Genomic DNA, 17,349 nt, shown 5'->3' with positions numbered 1-17,349 from the left:
ATCAAAAATGACCCGCAGGAGAGACACTTCTGGTAAAGTGTCCTCTTGCGGGTCATTGTTAGTTCATTAAACGTAAGGATTAAATTTTAGTAAAGAGTCAAATATTGATCTCTTTCCCATTGGTGAACTTGCGTACGGTACATATCCCACTCGATTTCTTTCAGCTCATAGAAATGGGCAAGGGCATGGTCGCCAAGTGCATCGCAGACGATGTCGCTTCTTAGCATTTCGTCAAGCGCTTCCTTCAGATCAAGCGGCAAGCTTGGAATTCCTGCATCCTGACGCTCTTCTTCCGTCATGATGTAGATGTTGCGGTCTGTAGGAGCCGGCAATGGAAGCTTGTTCTGAATGCCATCAAGACCTGCTCTTAGCATAACGGCTAGTGCCAAATAAGGGTTAGCAGCCGGATCTGGATTACGTACCTCAACGCGCGTGCTAAGACCGCGTGATGCTGGAATCCGGATCATTGGCGAGCGATTGCTTGCCGACCAAGCGACATAACAAGGCGCTTCATACCCAGGCACAAGACGCTTATAGGAATTGATAGTTGGATTTGTAATGGCAGCCATAGCACGAGCGTGAAGCAAGATACCAGCCATGTATTGACGTGCTACCGTACTTAGGCCAAGCTTGTCCTTCTCATCGTAGAACACATTTGTGTCGCCTTGGAACAACGATTGGTGGCAGTGCATACCGGAACCATTTACGCCGAACAATGGTTTTGGCATAAACGATGCATGCAAGCCATGCTCGCGGGCAACTGTCTTAACTACCAGTTTAAACGTTTGGATTTGGTCCGCAGCTTTAATGGCATCTGCGTATTTAAAGTCGATTTCATGCTGTCCAGGAGCTACCTCATGGTGAGAAGCTTCAATCTCGAAGCCCATCTCTTCAAGCGTAAGTACGATTTCACGACGACAGTTTTCACCCATATCCATCGGTGCTAAGTCGAAGTAGCCGCCTTGGTCATTTAGCTCAGTAGTCGGCTCACCGCGCTCATCGGTTTTGAACAAGAAAAATTCCGGTTCAGGACCTACGTTCATTGCTGTGTAGCCAAGCTCTTCTGCTTCCTTCAGAGCACGCTTCAAAATACCGCGCGGATCACCAGCAAACGGCGTACCGTCTGGCATATAAATATCACAAATCAAACGGGCAACGCGATCTTGTGTTACCCATGGGAATACGACCCAAGTATCTAAATCAGGGTATAAGTACATGTCTGATTCTTCAATACGCACATAACCTTCGATAGAAGAGCCGTCAAACATCATTTTGTTGTCAAGCGCCTTCTCAAGCTGGCTGACTGGAATTTCAACGTTTTTAATCGTTCCTAGTAGATCCGTAAACTGCAAGCGAATAAACCGAACATTTTGTTCCTGTGCAATACGTCTAATATCCTCTTTAGTGTAACTCACAGAATCATCTCCTTAGTTTGCGAATCAATTGTTATAATAGTCAAACTATCGCTTATTTAAGAAACGAGTCAATTGACCTTGAATAAGCGATGCTTGACCCGGTCTCTTCTCAAGCAGCTGCTGCTTCAGCAATCGGTGCAGCTGCTGATCGGATAGCTCGCGACGCTTCACTTCCGATTGCTCACTGACAATCGTAGCATCATCCGATTCCTTCGATACCGGATTCATCACTTGCTTAATGCCAGCGATGTTAACGCCCTTCTCAATCAATGATTTTATTTCCAAAAGCCGTTCTACGTCATTAAATGAAAATAACCGTTGGTTTCCTGCAGTCCTTGCGGGTACGATCAGTTCATGCTGTTCGTAATACCGGATTTGCCTTGCCGTTAAATCCGTCAGCTTCATTACGATGCCGATAGGGAATAAGGCCATATTTCTGCGAATATCATCAGCCATGCCGCATCAACCTTCCACTCGCTCATTTATACTTACATTCTAAACGTTACAACGCAAATGTGTCAAGTTATGTAAGGTTTAATCACAATTAAACCGCTATCCACGAGGCGATATAACGCGGTTAGAACACCATATTTTGCATGAGCGTATGTAAGGCCGCCTTGCATATAAGCAATGTAAGGTTCACGTATAGGCGCGTCAGCCGAAAGCTCCAAACTGCCTCCTTGAATGAACGTACCTGCCGCCATAATTACAGCATTCTCATAGCCCGGCATGTCCCAAGGCTCGGGCACGACATGTGAATCTACGGCTGCTGCTTGCTGAATGCCCTGGACGAAGGCGATCAGATGCTCAGCTTGTCCAAAGCGAACAGCTTGAATAAGATCGGTTCTCGGCTCATTCCATCTTGGCTTAGTTACAAATCCAAGCTCTTCAAACAAAGCCGCAGCAAGAACGCTGCCTTTAATGGCTTGGCCCACTAAGTGCGGAGCCAAAAACAAGCCTTGGAACATTGGGCGAAGTGTTCCTAACATCGCACCAACCTCGCCTCCAATCCCTGGCGCAGTCAGGCGATAGGCAGCCGCTTCTACTGCTGCCGCTGTACCCGCGATGTAACCCCCGGTTTCGGCTAAGCCACCGCCCGGATTTTTGATGAGCGATCCCGCCATTAAGTCCACACCTACTTGAGTGGGCTCAAGCAGCTCTGTAAACTCCCCATAGCAGTTGTCAACAAAAACAATCACATCAGATTTCAGTGCTTTTACCCGTTTAACGATATCCGCAATCTCGGCTACGTTGAATGAAGCTCTCCAGTCATACCCGCGAGAGCGTTGAATTCCGATTACCTTCGTTGCTGCTGTTATCGACTGCTTAATAAGGTTCCAATCCAAGCCTCCGTCATCTAGCAGCGGAACCTCAGAATATTTAACACCCCAGTCCTGCAACGAGCCGGTTCCATCACCTGGCTTGCCGATCACTTTATGAAGGGTGTCATAGGGTCTTCCCGTTACATATAGAAGCTCGTCCCCTGGCCGAAGCACCCCGAACAACGCACAGCTGATCGTATGCGTGCCTGAAACAAAATGAGGCCTAACGATCGCAGCTTCTGCCCCCATCACGTCTGCATAGACGAGATCGAGAATTTCACGGCCGCGATCATTATAGCCATAGCCCGTAGAGCCGGTAAAATGAAAATCACTTACTTTATGCCGCTGGAACGCTTCTATAACTTTCCACTGATTGCGCTCCGCTATCCGTTCAACGCTGCGAAAGGCATCTGCTGCAAGCAGCTCCGATTGCTCTGCCAGCTGCTCAAGATGCTCCCATAGCTTTTGGTTCTCATGTTGCAAATTCATTCCGGTATCTTCTCCCTTAAAGTTTTGCGAATGCAAAACTTACATCGTAAGCATAAGCTTAGTTTTGCAAAACAAAACTACTTCGTAAGCATAAGCTTAGTTTTGCGAATGCAAAACTTTACTATTCAATAAATTGTTTCAATCGATGTCCATGCTGCTCGTATTCTTGTTTACTGACATGAACGGTAAGCCGCAGCGACTGCTCATCGACCTCTTGGTTGATAACCTCGCCGCTTCGGTAGGCGAGCGCAATGAGGTCGCCGCGCTCAGCTGGAACGATGAAGGTTAATGTATCGCCACTGAGCTTATCTTGAATGATCTGCTTTAGAAGCTCAAGATCTTCCGATTCATAGGCGCTGATGACAAGATTATCTCCGCCTGTAATGGGCAAATCGGCTAATGTGCCGTTGTTGATGCACATATCCTTCTTATTATAGACCATCACAGAAGGTTTATCTGCTGCGCCAAGCTCGCCTAATATTTTATTAACGACCTTAATTTGCTCATCGCGCATCGGTGAGCTGCTGTCAATGACATGAAGCACAAGATCAGCCTCGCACACTTCCTCTAAGGTTGCCCGGAAAGCAGCAACGAGATCATGCGGCAGATTTTGAATAAAGCCTACCGTATCCGTAAGTACAATTTCTCGTCCATTTGGCAGCTCAAGTGTCCTTGATGTCGGATCAAGTGTCGCAAATAATTGGTTCTCTACATATACGTCTGCATGCGTCAGTTCGCGCAGCAAAGTTGATTTCCCGGCGTTAGTATAGCCGACTAAGGCGACTTGGATCGCACCTGATTTTTTGCGGCGCTCGCGATGAAGCTTCCGGTGGCGAACAACCTCCTCAAGCAATGTTTTGAGATCAAAAATCCGATCACGAATATGACGGCGATCGGTCTCAAGCTTCGTTTCACCCGGTCCGCGCGTACCGATACCGCCGCCTAGACGCGATAGGTTTTTGCTCTGGCCAGATAGCCGCGGCAGCAGGTAGCTGAGCTGCGCGAGCTCAACCTGAATAATGCCTTCACGCGTTTTGGCGCGGCCAGCGAAAATATCTAGAATCAGCTGCGTCCGATCCACGATTTTCAAGTCAAGCGACTCTTCAAGGTTGCGAACCTGAGCGCCAGAGAGCTCTTGATCAAAAATGGCCGTTGTTGCGCCAAGCTCATCCGCTAACGCTTTAACCTCCTGTACCTTGCCTTTGCCAATAAACCATTTGGAATCAACCGATTCCTTATTTTGCGTAATCGTCGTAAGTACCTCGACTCCAGCCGTTTCGGTTAGCTGCACCAATTCTTGAAGCGACATTTCAGGGTCTCCGCCATTACGCTTATCCTTCGAAGTAACTAAGCTTATCAGTATTGCTTTTTCGACCATATCCGGATTGGTATCGTATGTTTTCTCGCTCATCTCATACTCCTTCTAAACTACGCTGTCATTATGACTTCGCGTCCCACTTCAAATCCTCAGGCCTAATCGTCATAAGCTCCTGCTTGGCAGGAACGGAGCTGGCATATTGCGTAAGCAGACGAACGGCCTGAAACCTAATCGCCTTCTCAATGGCGTTTCTAACGTATCTGGCATTGCTGAACGAGAATATCGTGCTTAGCTTCTCCTGCATCAAATGCTGCCTTAATTTAAATATGGTCTGCGGCTGCAAAATATAGTCACGATCCTTAGCCATAAGCTCGCTAATTTGAATCAATTGATCGACCGAATAATCCGGGAACTCAATCTGGATCGGAAAACGGGACGGCAAACCAGGATTCGTCAAGAGGAAATCATCAATCTCTGCCGGATAGCCGGCGAGGATAAGCACAAATTGATTTTTATGGTCCTCCATCGCTTTAACCAGCGTATCAATGGCTTCCTTTCCGAAATCCTTCTCTCCGCCGCGGGCCAGGCTATAAGCTTCATCCACGAACAATACGCCGCCAATCGCTTTGCGAACAAGATCACGCGTCTTCTGTGCCGTATGGCCAATGTATTCGCCAACCAAATCAGCTCGTTCGACCTCGATTAAATGCCCCTTTGCAAGGACGCCCATTTTCTGAAAAAGCTTCGCTACAATGCGGGCAATCGTCGTCTTCCCCGTTCCCGGGTTTCCCTTGAAGATCATATGATACACGTGAGAGCCGCCAAATAACCCCGCTTCAGAACGCATACGGCTAATATAGAGCAACGCATATATTTCGTATACAAGTGATTTCACGTTTTCCATGCCGATCATCGGCTCAAGCTCTTTTTGAATATCGGCATAATGATCAACGCTAGGAAGCGGCTTAACCGCTGGGAGCGGGTCTGCTTCTAATGCATGAGCAGATGCACCTGTCTGAAACGTTTCTTGACTTCTTAGGACCACATTAATTTGACGGGAAGGCCTTGCGGTGCCATTTCCGGGTCCCGATATGACGTGTCCACTCATTTGTCGCATCACCTATCCTTTGCATCAAAAGCTGTAGCGGCTAAACCGCACTACAAGTTTATTCTACCTTGCAGCAGCATATTAGCAGATTTACAGCGCCGGATCTGATGAGGATATACCGAAAATGATTAGCAGGGAATCGAGCTTCCATTTCGTAAAAGCAAGTACTTCACGGGACTCATTATATACGGGATTGAGCACCTTAGATTTTGTTGCTGCGACTTGAAACGGCTTGAAATCAAGCTTTTTTGCAATTTCCTTTGATCTGGCTGCATGATAATCATGCGTAATGACCATTAGGTTAGTCAGCTTATGCTGCTCGGCAATCCTTTTGCTGAACGACAGGTTCTCATAGGTGCTGGTCGCCTTATTTTCTAGCAACAGCTTGTCAGCTGAAATACCTTTTTCAATCAGATAGTCGCGCATCCCTTCGGCTTCCGTCTTCAGCGAGCCGTTTCCGTCAAGACCTCCGGACAAAATAAGCTTGTCCACCAATCCCGTTTTGTATAATCGGTACGCGAAGTCCAGCCTTTCCTTAAGCGCTGGACTCGGTACGTCATTCCATAAAGCAGCCCCCAGCACGATGCCGGCATCCGCCTTGACTAGCTGCTTATCCATAGGAAAACCATTAATTAACCATAGCAGGTATCCGCACCAAAAGACGCCTGCACATATGGTCCAGGCAACAACACGAAACAGGAGCAGCCACGGACGATGCTTTTTCGTTCGTTTCCGCGGTCTGCTCCTCCGACCTGTTGCCGTATTCATGATTCGCTTAACTCCCCGGTTCTCTCAAGCAGGCTCTTCCGATGCTTAAGACTAAGCGTAAAATAACGGAATCGGCCATTGCGGATGCTCGAGAGCAATTTGCCGGCTGTTTTGCGCGCTAGTGCCACATCCTTGCCATTTACGTCTCCTTGCCGAAGCGCATCCTCCAGCTCATCTTCATCCATGAGGAATACTTCACCGCTTGGCAGCACGACAACGTCCAAATAAAGATCATCAAACCAAGGCACTTGCTGATCCGTTAAGCCTTGTGTTTTGCATACATCGATATACCATTGCACGACGCGTCCCTTATCATCAAACATCGTCGTTACGACAAAATGCTCGCCTCGCGGAAAATGCTGCATCCATAAGTAGCCCCGATCGGCCAAACAAAGTCTCCGTCCGTTATATTCCTTCCATAACGGCTCACGCAATTCATGAATCCGATAAAACGTCACGAGCCCTTTGAACTCATCGCCGTCAAGCGCAAGGCACGAATAGCTTTTGCGCAAAATACGCCGCCAGTTTGCCCGGTCTGAAAATTTTCTCTTCATACGGAACGTACCTTTCCGTTCATTTGGGAACAGCATGCCAGCACATGCACAGCTCTTCCTGGGTTTGATTGAGCAATGAACCAATCACGACGAACGACAGTTGAAATTTACCTATAAAAAAAGATTACCATATCTTAACGTCCATCTCCAGCCGACAGACAAAATAAACCAAGCTCTTCGTCCTAAAACAAAAAAATACCGCCCCGATAAGGCGGTATTTTCCATTATTGCTCGATAATATCGATTGCTTGGATACTGATTTTTTCGGCAGGCTGATTGTTTTTCAATGGTGTTTTCGAAATGGCTTGGACGATGTCCATGCCGCTCTTTACTTTGCCAAAAATCGTGTAATTAGGCTCTCGGTTTAAATTTGCCGCATCAGGCCCCGTGCAAATAAAAAACTGACTGCCTCCTGAATTAGGCTTGCTCGCGTTAGCCATTGCGACAATGCCTTCCTCATACTTGATTTCCGTGCTTAGCTCATCAGGAATGGAATAGCCTGGCGTACCCGTTCCGTTGCCCTTTGGATCACCGCTTTGGATCATGAAGGATTCAATAATACTGTGAAACGACAACCCTTCATAAAAGCCTTCTCGCGCCAAAAACACAAAATTATTTACGGTTACGGGCGCTACATCCGCGAACAGCTCGACGGTAAAGTCGCCTTTCGTCGTTTGAAACTTCGCTAAGTACGATTTATCAAGATCAATCTGCATTTCCGGCATCTTATCCCAGCTCATCGTCTTAGCAGAAGCTGCTTCGCTCTTCCCGCCTGTTTGGCCTGAACCGCTATTGCCGCAGCCTGCCATAAGCATGACGACTGCGACAATAGCGATCAAAAAAAGGAATCGCGTTCTCTTTCTATTCACCATTACTAACCACCCGTTCCTTGCGAATTGCCGCCGGTTTCAGAGTTTCCTAAAGCATTGGTGCTGTTTCCGTTGCCTTCTCCATTGCCTTGACCGTTGCCTTCTCCATTGCCTGGGGTAGGTGTGGGACTTGGCTCAACCGTTCCAGGATTCTCCGTTACCTCTGGAAGCTCGGTACCGTCACCTGGATCAGGCGTTGCCTCACCCTCTCCCTCGTCGATTGGTGGTGTTATCTCACCGCCATCAGGGTTGTTTGGATCCGGCTCCATCGGAATTTCAGGAATCATTTCCGTCTCCGGAATGACAACCTTGACTTTCTGGGATGGCGGGCTTGATTGGTCATTCTCAGCATCATAAGCAACAACATAATATTCATAGGTCATTCCCGGGAATGCGCTCATATCATCAACCCCGGTTGATTCAAGCGAATCTACGAATTGAATGAATTCACTCTCCGAAGCTTCCTTTCGGAATACTTGATAAGTGACCTTTCCATCCGGATAAGGATCCCAAGTTAGTTGGACTCTCATCTCTTCAGGAATATATGTCGCGTTAAAATTCGTTATAGTTGCCGGCGGCTTATCTTCTTTAATGCCTTGCGGTTTAATAAAGCTAGACTTCGGTACATCTTTCATTGCGGATCTCATAACCTTCGAGAACATGGATGCGGCTTGACTGCTTCCAGTCTTTAGGATGTGGTCCTTATTTGTCTTATCGTATCCCATCCATACCGCTGCTGTCCACTCCGGCGTGTAACCGACAAACCAAGCGTCACGGATACCCGAGCCTGTATAACCCGGAATACCATGCTGAGTTGTGCCTGTTTTGCCCGCCAAAGGACGATCGATTGCCGCACGCGTACCCGTACCGCCCTTCTGAACGACCGTTTGCATCATTTCAGTCAAATAATAGGCGGTATCGGCAGACATCAGCTGCTTCGGTGCTGGGGCTTTATAAATATACGGCGTGATCTGTTTCCCTTCGATCTTAGTGATCGTATGCGTATCTACCGATTTGCCGCCATTAGCGAAGACGCTAAACGCTGTTGCCATTTGGATAGGTGTTGCGCCTTTTGTTAAACCTCCAAGCGCTGCCGTTAGATTACGGTCATCCTTCTCCAAGGCAAAGCCAAGCTTGCTCGCAAAAGCAAATCCGCTTTTGAGCCCTACTTGGTTCAGCATCCAGACAGCCGCCAGATTACGTGAATCCTTGATCGCTTGGGTCATCGAGACCGGCGTCGCTCCCCATCTGTCGGTCGGGCAATAATTGCCGTAGCATTTCTTGTCATTAGCAAGCACAGTCCATGGGTAGTAATCGCCTGATTCAAGCGCTGGACCGTATGAAATGATGGGCTTGAAGGCTGAACCTGGCTGACGGGCAACCTCAACGCGATTAAGCCCCTTCTTCACATAATCCCGACCGCCTGATAAAGCTTGGATTGTGCCGTCGCGGTGATCGATAATAATCATCGCGCCTTCCACCTGCTGATCATCCTTGCTCTCCTCAAAGTTTTCATCGTTGGCAAACTGTGTATCCAGCGCGATTTGCGCTTGCTGGTTAAGAGAGGTGTAAATGCGGTACCCGCCGATCCGAAGCTCTTCCTCGGACTTATTCGTTTTCAGCATTGCCTCTTCAACGACGTAGTCCACAAAAGCCGGATACTTGTCCGTATTTCGCTCTTCAAAGTTTTTTGGAACCTCGTATACGACCGCCTTCGCTTCCTCCATCTCAGCTGCCGTAATATATCCTTGATCATACATAAGCTTCAATACGACTGCTCTCCGGTTCATCGAATCCTCTGGATGATTTATCGGATTATAGCGGTTAGGCGCCTTCGGCATAGCGGCAATCGTAGCGATCTGCCACAGCTCGAGCTTATCCAGGTCGCTGTCAAAATAATATCTCGCAGCTTCCTTAACGCCATGAACCCTTTTCCCGAAAAAGATCCGGTTCAAGTACATGCCTAATATTTCTTCCTTGGACATTTTATTCTCAAGCGCTACAGCGATTGAGGCTTCAGTCGCTTTACGGAAGAACGTTTTGTCTGCCGTCAGAAACACGTTTTTGGCAAGCTGCTGGGTAATTGTGCTTGCACCCTCAACAGCACTGCGGGCTATAACGTCCTTCACCACTGCTCGCCCGATGGCGAAGAAATCAATTCCAGAATGCTCATAGAAGCGCTGATCTTCCGTTGCGACAATCGCATTAAGCAATTGCTTCGGAATTTCCGAGAACTCTGCAAGCTCGCGATTTTCATTCGGATCTGACAATCTCGCAATCTCTTCGCCCTTCGCATCATAAATAATTGACGCTTCGCCTAAATCCAGCTTATTGGCATTCTCGGTCAACACACGCTCACCGTTCAACACAATAAGCAAGTAGCCGATAATGCCGCATACGATAGCGATTACCGCCGTAAAAAACAAACCATAAAACCATTTTTTCCCCGATATTTTCTTTTTCTTCTTCTGTTTCGGTGCAGTCTGTCTGCGTGGTCGTTCAGCCATTGCCGACTCCCCTCCTGTTGATCCAAAGTTCGTCTATCTATTTTTGCCACAAAATGACAAGAGCAACCCAGCTTGGAGCGGGTTGCTCTTGCATGCCGCTATCTAGTTAAACGATACACGTTGTTAGAAAGTTTCACTACTGCTCTTCCCTATGAGTCGGATCCGTTATGATCCTGCTGCATAAGAGAAACGTTGCGCTGCGGGGTAAACGTCGAAATAGCGTGTTTATATACCATTTGTTGACGACCTTCGCTGTCAATGATAATAGTGAAGTTATCGAACGCTTTAATAACGCCCCGAATTTGAAAGCCATTCATTAAAAAAACCGTAACCGGTATGTTGTCTTTGCGAAGCTGATTTAGGAACGTATCTTGAATATTGATCGATTTGTTCATTGGACGTTACCCCCGTCTTAAAAAGATTGATTAGAAGTATATTCAAGATAAACTTGAAACTTTCCTGCTATTATACCATGAACGACTTCCAAATTGTTGTGAAAATTTTCCCCCATGTCGATCCAATGAATGTCATTCATATGGCGGAACCACGAAAGCTGGCGTTTGGCAAATCTGCGCGTATCTCTTTTCAACCTCTCGATAGCTGCTTCCAGCGTGCAATTACCGCGCAAATAATCTGCGATTTCCTTATAGCCTAGACCTTGCATCGCAACTGCGGCAGGCGGCAAATCTCGTTCAAGCAGATGCCTCACTTCATCTACCAGTCCTTGCTCCATCATCAAATCTATCCGCTGCTCTATTCTACGATACAACGCTGCACGGTCCATAGTCAAACCGATGAGGCAAAGCTCGTAGGGAGATTCCTTCGTTTGCCCCGCTTGCTGCTCCGAAAAGGTCTGCCCTGTCAAATGGTACACCTCAAGCGCGCGAATCACACGCCTCAGATCGTTAGGGTGCAGCCGCTCCCCCGCAGGGGGGTCAATCGCAGCCAGCTTCCCATGCAGCGCCTCCGCACCGAATTCAGCTGCATAACGCTCTTGCTCCAAACGAAAAGCTTCATCGGAGCCTATGTCGGCGAACTGGAATTGATAACAAACCGATTCGACATAAAGGCCCGTTCCGCCAACGATAAAAGGCAGCTTTCCCCGAGCAGCAATTTGAGCAATCGCATCCGTTGCGCCCGCTTGAAAATCGGCAGCCGAATACGACTCGTCCGGCTCGCAAATATCGATAAGATGATGCGGAATCCCTTCGCGCTCATCTAGAGCGATTTTGGCCGTTCCGATATCCATGCCCCGGTAGACCTGCATCGAATCACCGGATATAATTTCGGCATTCCAAGCTTTTGCTATGTCCAGGCTCATGCGCGTCTTACCGACCGCTGTTGGGCCGATGAGGACGAGCAGCGGCTGCTTGCGAAGCGGGCTCTCATCTTTATTTGCCTGCGCGATGTTTTGTTGTTCACTCAAAGCTGTATCACTCCATATGCGATTTTCGAAGTATTTACATGCCGGCGCTCGAAGCCGAGCCTTGCAAACTCTTCACTTGCTTGATGCTCCTTGAGCACAACGCTTTTGCGGGCAACCCGCTTCGCCTGCTCAATCGCTTCATTTGATAAGGCATCCATGTTGGCAACGGCGCGAAGCGGCTCCATGGAGCTTGATTCATTTATCGGCTGTCTGAACATCGGATCGAAATATACGATGTCAACGCAGTTGTCAGGCAATCCTGACAAATATTCTAAATGATTCACACATTTCATCGCAATGCGTCTCATTGCCTCATTCACATCGGGAAGGCTTGTCTGATAACCAGCCAATCCTTCTCGAACGAGTGCACAAAGAACAGGCTCGCTTTCGATAGCAGTAACCGAGCCGCTAGGTCCAGCGGCATATGAAAATACAAGCGAATCCGAAGCAAGTCCTGCTGTGCAATCGATGACTTGATCCCCTTTTTCGCAGCCAGAGAGCTGTATAAGGGGATCTGTCTCCCCTCTCCGCAAACGTTTGACCCGCACGAAAGCCATGCTGGGATGAAAATAAAGCGGCGTTTCCGATTGCCCGTCATAATAGCGAACTTCTTCCTCAGTGACGACAATCAACCGCTTGTCATGGCTTAGCGATAGAAGCTTATTGACCGTCAAATTGCCGCGTGCTTTGAGCGGTGAAGCAAGCTCGGCAGACAGCCTTCCAGCTTGTTCAAGCGCGCGGGCAGACGGCTTAGCTGTCGTAGTGACGATCACGACATCACCCGCTTGAACATTTTCTCCAGCTGATAGGTCGAAAGATGCACGATGATAGGACGTCCATGCGGGCAAGTATATGGCTGCTTGCAATTTGCAAGCCTTGCCAATAGGGTCTCGCCTTCCTCCCGGTTCATCCGGTCATTCGCTTTGATCGATGCTTTGCAGGCGCACATAATGGCCGCTTTCTCTCGCAGCTTGCCGATGTCAATGGACTTTCGCTCAGCTATAAGCAGCTCCGCCATTTCCTCAAGCAAGGACTGCTCCTCGCCCTGCGGCATCCATTCCGGATAAGATCGAACGAGAAACGTTTGCGCGCCGAAGGGCTCCAGCTCTACTCCCGCTTGTGCAAACATAGGAATAAGGTCTCTTAGCTGAGAAGCCTCGCCCGTCGTAAATTCAAGCGTAAGCGGAACGAGCAGCTGCTGGCTGGCTGCTTCGGGATGGCCAAATTTTTGGAAATAATATTCATAGTTAATCCGTTCATGAGCCGCGTGCTGATCGATCAAATAGAGCCCGTCCTGTGACTGGGCAACGATGTAAGTGCCGTGATGCTGCCCGATCCAGTACAGCTCAGGGAACGATGGCTCGCCACTCGGAGCATCATCATCGGATGGCAGTTGAGCGACGGGCGCTTCTGCCGGCGGCAAATCATGTGCAGGAATTGCTTCGTTAACGGAAGCGTCAAGATCTGGCGGTTCTGATTTTATCGAATCGCTCATTAAATCCTGTTGGGCTGTCTCTGCAATCGGTTGCTCGGCAACGGATGCTGCCGCTTGTTCCCAAGGCGCTGAAGCCTCCCGAACGGCAAGCGCCTCCGTATTCGTGACAGGCGGCGCATACAGCTTCTCAGCCGCATTCCGCGGCACGTATTCTCGCTCAATGACCGGCGGCTTATACGGGGCAGTATTCGCTTTATTCGTCGATGGAGCAGGCTGAAACGGCTTAAAGGAATCCGCGGCCGGCTCAGGACGGTGAAACGATATCGCGTCCTGCACGAACAACGGCTTGGATCGCTCCTGCTTGCTGCTCGATTCCGGTCCCGGAATATGCCGCTGGCGTCCGAGCACCGCTTTGATGGCATCCTCAATCAGCACGCGAAGCTCAGGCTCCTTGCTAAATCTGACTTCCATCTTGGAGGGATGTACGTTGACATCAAGCAAGCTTGGGTGCATCCCAAGCTCCAGTATCGCCAGCGGAAAACGATTGATAGGCAAAAGTGTATGGTACGCTTGCAGCAGGGATTGGTTAATCGTATGGCTGCGTATATAACGCCCGTTAACGATCGCGGTAATGCCATTGCGATTCGCTCGCGTCAGCTCCGGCTTCGATATGTAGCCGCGAAGCTCGTAATCGGAGGTTTCCGCTTCAATGGGAAGCATCACCTTCGCTGTATTGGAGCCGTACACTGCTGCGATGACTTGCAATCTATCGCCTGTTCCAAGCGTTCGCAGCAGCACGTTTCCGTTATGCTTAAACGTGAAGGCGATGCCAGGGTGAGCAAGCGCGATCCGGTTAATATAATCGGAAATATGGCCAAGCTCGGTTTGTATGGCCTTCATATATTTGAGCCGCGCAGGCGTGTTGTAAAATAAGTCCCGCACAGTCATTTCCGTTCCTTGCGGCGCATTCGCAGGCTCATCGATCGTCACCTTGCCGCCCTCAATGACGATGCGGCGCGCAAGACCCGTTGACGTTTCCGAAGAGATGCATTGCAGCCGCGAAACGGCGGCAATACTCGGCAGCGCCTCGCCTCGAAAGCCCAAGCTCGCAATGCGAAAAAGATCGCTGCTCGTCGAAATTTTACTCGTGGCATGCCGTTGAAAGGCTGTTACGATATCTGAGGCTTCTATGCCATAGCCATTATCGATAACCTTTATGAGCGTCAGGCCGCCTTCTTCAATCATAATATCGACTGTTGTGCTGCCAGCATCAACTGCGTTCTCAACCAGCTCCTTAACGACTGAAGCCGGTCGTTCAACAACTTCACCCGCTGCAATCTGGTTGGCAAGCTGCTCGTCCAGCACTTTGATTTTTCCCATGACGTTATCTCTCCCCCTCTCGCATGGCTAGTCGTTCAATTTACTTTTCATATCATTCAGCCATTGCATCGCTTGCATTGGCGTTAAATTAAATAGATCAAGCTTCCTCAATTGCTCGGCAAGCTGCTCGGCCTTCGGACTGGCTTTCCGCTTTGCGGGCTCTGCTTCCTTAGCAGCCGCCGGCTCGTCAAAGATCGAGAGCTGTACGATCCCGCGGGACTCCATCGCTGCGTCGGTCTGCTTCTTGCCTTCCGTATGCAAGGATGGAAGCTGCTCATACGAATACGAAGATTCAATACGATGTGAAGCTGCTTTCGCGATCGGTGCTGCCTTTTCCGCATCAAAGACTTCCGTCTCATCAAGCAGCTCGTACGCTCTGCCAATGATCGACTGCGGCAGGCCAGCCAATTGCGCGCAATAAATGCCGTAGCTTGTGCTTGCTGCGCCCGGTATTAGCTTACGTAGAAACGTTACATTATCGCCGCTTTCCTCAACAGCCATACGTGCATTCGTAAGCGACGGCAAAGATTCCTCCAGATGCGCCAATTCATGAAAATGCGTGGATACGAGCGCTTTGCAGCCGATATGATGATGCACGTACTCGATGACCGCCTGCGCGATAGCCATTCCTTCTCCGGTTGAGGTACCGCGGCCCAGCTCGTCGATAATGACGAGGCTGTTCGAGGTTGCCTTCTCTGTCATCAGCTGAATATCCTTCATTTCCACCATAAACGTACTCTGGCCGCCAATGAGATCATCGGCTGCGCCAATTCGGGTGAAAATGCGATCGATTAGCGGAATGACCGCCGACTTGGCCGGAACGAAGCAGCCCATTTGCGCCATGATGCAAATGAGCGCCACTTGGCGCATGTAAGTGCTTTTACCAGCCATGTTCGGACCCGTAATAAGCAGCATCCACTGCTTGTCCTTGTGAAGCCCCGTGCCATTCGAAATAAAAGGCGTGCCATCCATCATCGCTTCAACGACTGGATGCTTGCCATCCTCGATATGCAAGTCATAGCTTTCCGTCACCTGCGGACGGGAGAAACGACGCTCCGCGCTGACCGTTGCCAGCGATTGATACACATCAAGCTCGGCGATGATCGCAGCAGCTTTTTGGAGCCGGTGCAAATGCTGCGATAGATGGTCTCTAAGCTCGATGAAGCGCTCATGCTCCAAATCGACCATTTTGTCCTCCGCTTCAAGAATCAGCCTTTCCTTCTCTTTCAGCTCGGGCGTTACGAACCGCTCTGCGTTGGCTAGCGTCTGCTTGCGCTCGTATCTGCCTTCCGGCAGGCTCGACAAGTTCGCTTTGGATACCTCTAAATAATAGCCGAAAATGCGGTTGTAGCCGATTTTGAGCGTCTTGATGCCGGTTGCCTCGCGCTCCTGCCTCTCGAGCTCAGCCAGCCACTTCTTGCCGTTCGTGCTCGCTTCGCGCAGCTGATCCAAGTAAGCATCATAGCCCGGCCGGATAAGACCGCCCTCTCTTATCGTAACAGGCGGCTCGTCAACCAGCACCGTCTCGATGAGATCAGCCAGATCAGAGCAGTTATCTGTGCCGTCAACAAGTGCTTGCAGCACTTTCGAGCCGGATTGCTCGCATAATGCTGTCAGCTGCGGGATACGGCGCAAGGAGCTGCGAAGCGCATTCAGATCGCGTCCGTTTGCGCTGCCGAAGGCTACTCTGCCAACCAGCCTCTCAAGATCGTAAATCGGCTGAAGCTCCGAACGGATATCGTCTCTCAATATCAAATCAAGGTATAAAGTCTCAACCGCATCAAGGCGTGCCTCTACAGCAGCGCTGCTGAGCAGCGGCTTATCGATCCAGCGGCGCAGCAAGCGTGCGCCCATCGACGTCTGCGTACGATCAAGCAGCCATAGCAGCGAGCCCTTCTTGTTGCGGTCGCGAACGGTTTCGGTGAGCTCTAGATTTCTTCTTGTATAATGATCCAAAATCATATATTGGTTCGGCTCATAGCTCGTTATCGTACGCACATGACCGAGCGAGCGTTTTTGTGTTTCCTCCAAGTATCCCGTCAGGACGCTGACCGCCTGCAGGCGGGCTCCCCCTATTTTGCCAAGCTCTTGCTCGCCGAACTGCTCGATCAGCTTGTCCGCAGCCATCGGCTCGCGTGCAGTCAGCAGCAGCTGCTTATTCCAAACGGCTGCCGCTTGGACAACGCTTAGAAGCTCACTATCTCCTACGAGCTCGGAGGGTTGATAGACATTTATTTCATCGATCAACGCTTCGATATGCTCAGGAAACGATGTGACATATAGCTCGCCAGTCGATAAATCGCATGCGGACAGGCCAAGAATGCCGCCAAGCCGAACGATGGCAGCAATGAAATTATTGGTTTTGCCTTCGAGCGCCTTCGATTCCATGACCGTGCCCGGCGTAATGATGCGTACAATTTCCCGGCGAACAACGCCCTTAGCGGCCGCCGGGTCCTCTACCTGCTCGCAAATCGCAACCTTGTAGCCTTTATCAACAAGTCTGCTAATATAGTTTTCGGCGGAATGATAAGGCACGCCGCACATTGGAATTTTTTGCTCGCCGCCGCCCTCTCTTCCAGTAAGCGTAATTTCCAGCTCGCGGGATGCCGCTATCGCATCCTCAAAAAACATTTCATAAAAATCGCCTAATCGAAAGAACAAAAAAGCGTCCTTCGCCTCTTCTTTAATTGCAAGATATTGCAAAATCATTGGAGTATATCCAGCCATTCCGATCCTCCTCAATAACGTATCTATCCTG

The 17,349-nt window shown here is 49.5% G+C and carries 14 protein-coding genes; all 14 read right to left on the bottom strand.

Annotated features, from left to right (window positions below; translation table 11 throughout):
- Window positions 1–86: 86 nt before the first annotated feature.
- The 14 genes from glnA to mutS all read right to left on the bottom strand — a co-directional run bounded on the left by glnA (window position 87) and on the right by mutS (window position 17,318).
- Window positions 87–1,415 (bottom strand): type I glutamate--ammonia ligase, encoded by a 1,329-nt coding sequence (gene glnA / locus HI950_RS03310; protein WP_169081607.1) that lies wholly within the window; start codon window positions 1,413–1,415, stop codon window positions 87–89.
- Window positions 1,416–1,460: 45 nt separating this feature from the next.
- Window positions 1,461–1,871: a MerR family transcriptional regulator gene (locus HI950_RS03305; protein WP_053376247.1), complete on the bottom strand. Its 411-nt coding sequence runs from the start codon at window positions 1,869–1,871 to the stop codon at window positions 1,461–1,463.
- 62 nt (window positions 1,872–1,933) lie between these two features.
- On the bottom strand, window positions 1,934–3,226 hold the full coding sequence (locus tag HI950_RS03300) for a methionine gamma-lyase family protein (RefSeq protein WP_169081608.1): 1,293 nt from the start codon (window positions 3,224–3,226) through the stop codon (window positions 1,934–1,936).
- Between the two features lie 121 nt (window positions 3,227–3,347).
- Window positions 3,348–4,637: a GTPase HflX gene (hflX, locus tag HI950_RS03295; RefSeq protein WP_169081609.1), complete on the bottom strand. Its 1,290-nt coding sequence runs from the start codon at window positions 4,635–4,637 to the stop codon at window positions 3,348–3,350.
- Window positions 4,638–4,665: 28 nt separating this feature from the next.
- Window positions 4,666–5,652: an AAA family ATPase gene (locus tag HI950_RS03290; protein ID WP_169081610.1), complete on the bottom strand. Its 987-nt coding sequence runs from the start codon at window positions 5,650–5,652 to the stop codon at window positions 4,666–4,668.
- A 90-nt stretch (window positions 5,653–5,742) separates the two neighbouring features.
- Window positions 5,743–6,420: a YdcF family protein gene (locus HI950_RS03285; protein WP_169081611.1), complete on the bottom strand. Its 678-nt coding sequence runs from the start codon at window positions 6,418–6,420 to the stop codon at window positions 5,743–5,745.
- Window positions 6,417–6,974, bottom strand: a complete 558-nt coding sequence (locus HI950_RS03280; RefSeq protein ID WP_110770330.1) for a ribonuclease FAU-1 family protein — start codon at window positions 6,972–6,974, stop codon at window positions 6,417–6,419. Before HI950_RS03280 ends, HI950_RS03285 begins: the two co-directional genes overlap by 4 nt.
- Window positions 6,975–7,198: 224 nt before the next feature.
- A complete protein-coding gene (locus tag HI950_RS03275; protein WP_169081612.1) occupies window positions 7,199–7,846 on the bottom strand; it encodes a peptidylprolyl isomerase in 648 nt (215 codons plus the stop codon).
- 2 nt (window positions 7,847–7,848) lie between these two features.
- Window positions 7,849–10,350, bottom strand: a complete 2,502-nt coding sequence (locus HI950_RS03270) for a transglycosylase domain-containing protein (protein ID WP_169081613.1) — start codon at window positions 10,348–10,350, stop codon at window positions 7,849–7,851.
- Between the two features lie 149 nt (window positions 10,351–10,499).
- Entirely contained in the window at window positions 10,500–10,745 is a 246-nt protein-coding gene (hfq, locus tag HI950_RS03265) for an RNA chaperone Hfq (protein ID WP_169081614.1), read from the bottom strand.
- 17 nt (window positions 10,746–10,762) lie between these two features.
- A complete protein-coding gene (miaA, locus tag HI950_RS03260) occupies window positions 10,763–11,776 on the bottom strand; it encodes a tRNA (adenosine(37)-N6)-dimethylallyltransferase MiaA (RefSeq protein WP_191296601.1) in 1,014 nt (337 codons plus the stop codon).
- Complete coding sequence (locus tag HI950_RS03255; RefSeq protein ID WP_169081615.1) at window positions 11,773–12,549, bottom strand: class I SAM-dependent methyltransferase; 777 nt, start codon at window positions 12,547–12,549, stop codon at window positions 11,773–11,775. Before HI950_RS03255 ends, miaA begins: the two co-directional genes overlap by 4 nt.
- Window positions 12,546–14,591 carry a DNA mismatch repair endonuclease MutL gene (gene mutL / locus HI950_RS03250; RefSeq protein WP_169081616.1) on the bottom strand — a complete coding sequence of 682 codons (2,046 nt, stop codon included), beginning with the start codon at window positions 14,589–14,591 and terminating at the stop codon, window positions 12,546–12,548. The genes HI950_RS03255 and mutL overlap by 4 nt, the downstream gene beginning before the upstream one ends.
- 27 nt (window positions 14,592–14,618) lie before the next feature.
- A complete protein-coding gene (gene mutS / locus HI950_RS03245) occupies window positions 14,619–17,318 on the bottom strand; it encodes a DNA mismatch repair protein MutS (RefSeq protein WP_169081617.1) in 2,700 nt (899 codons plus the stop codon).
- Window positions 17,319–17,349 lie beyond the last annotated feature (31 nt).

Source organism: Paenibacillus sp. PL91, from assembly GCF_012935325.2.
Lineage (GTDB): Bacteria > Bacillota > Bacilli > Paenibacillales > Paenibacillaceae > Pristimantibacillus.
Note: the sequence above shows the minus strand (reverse complement) of the source record. Positions and strands in the feature narration are given on the sequence as shown.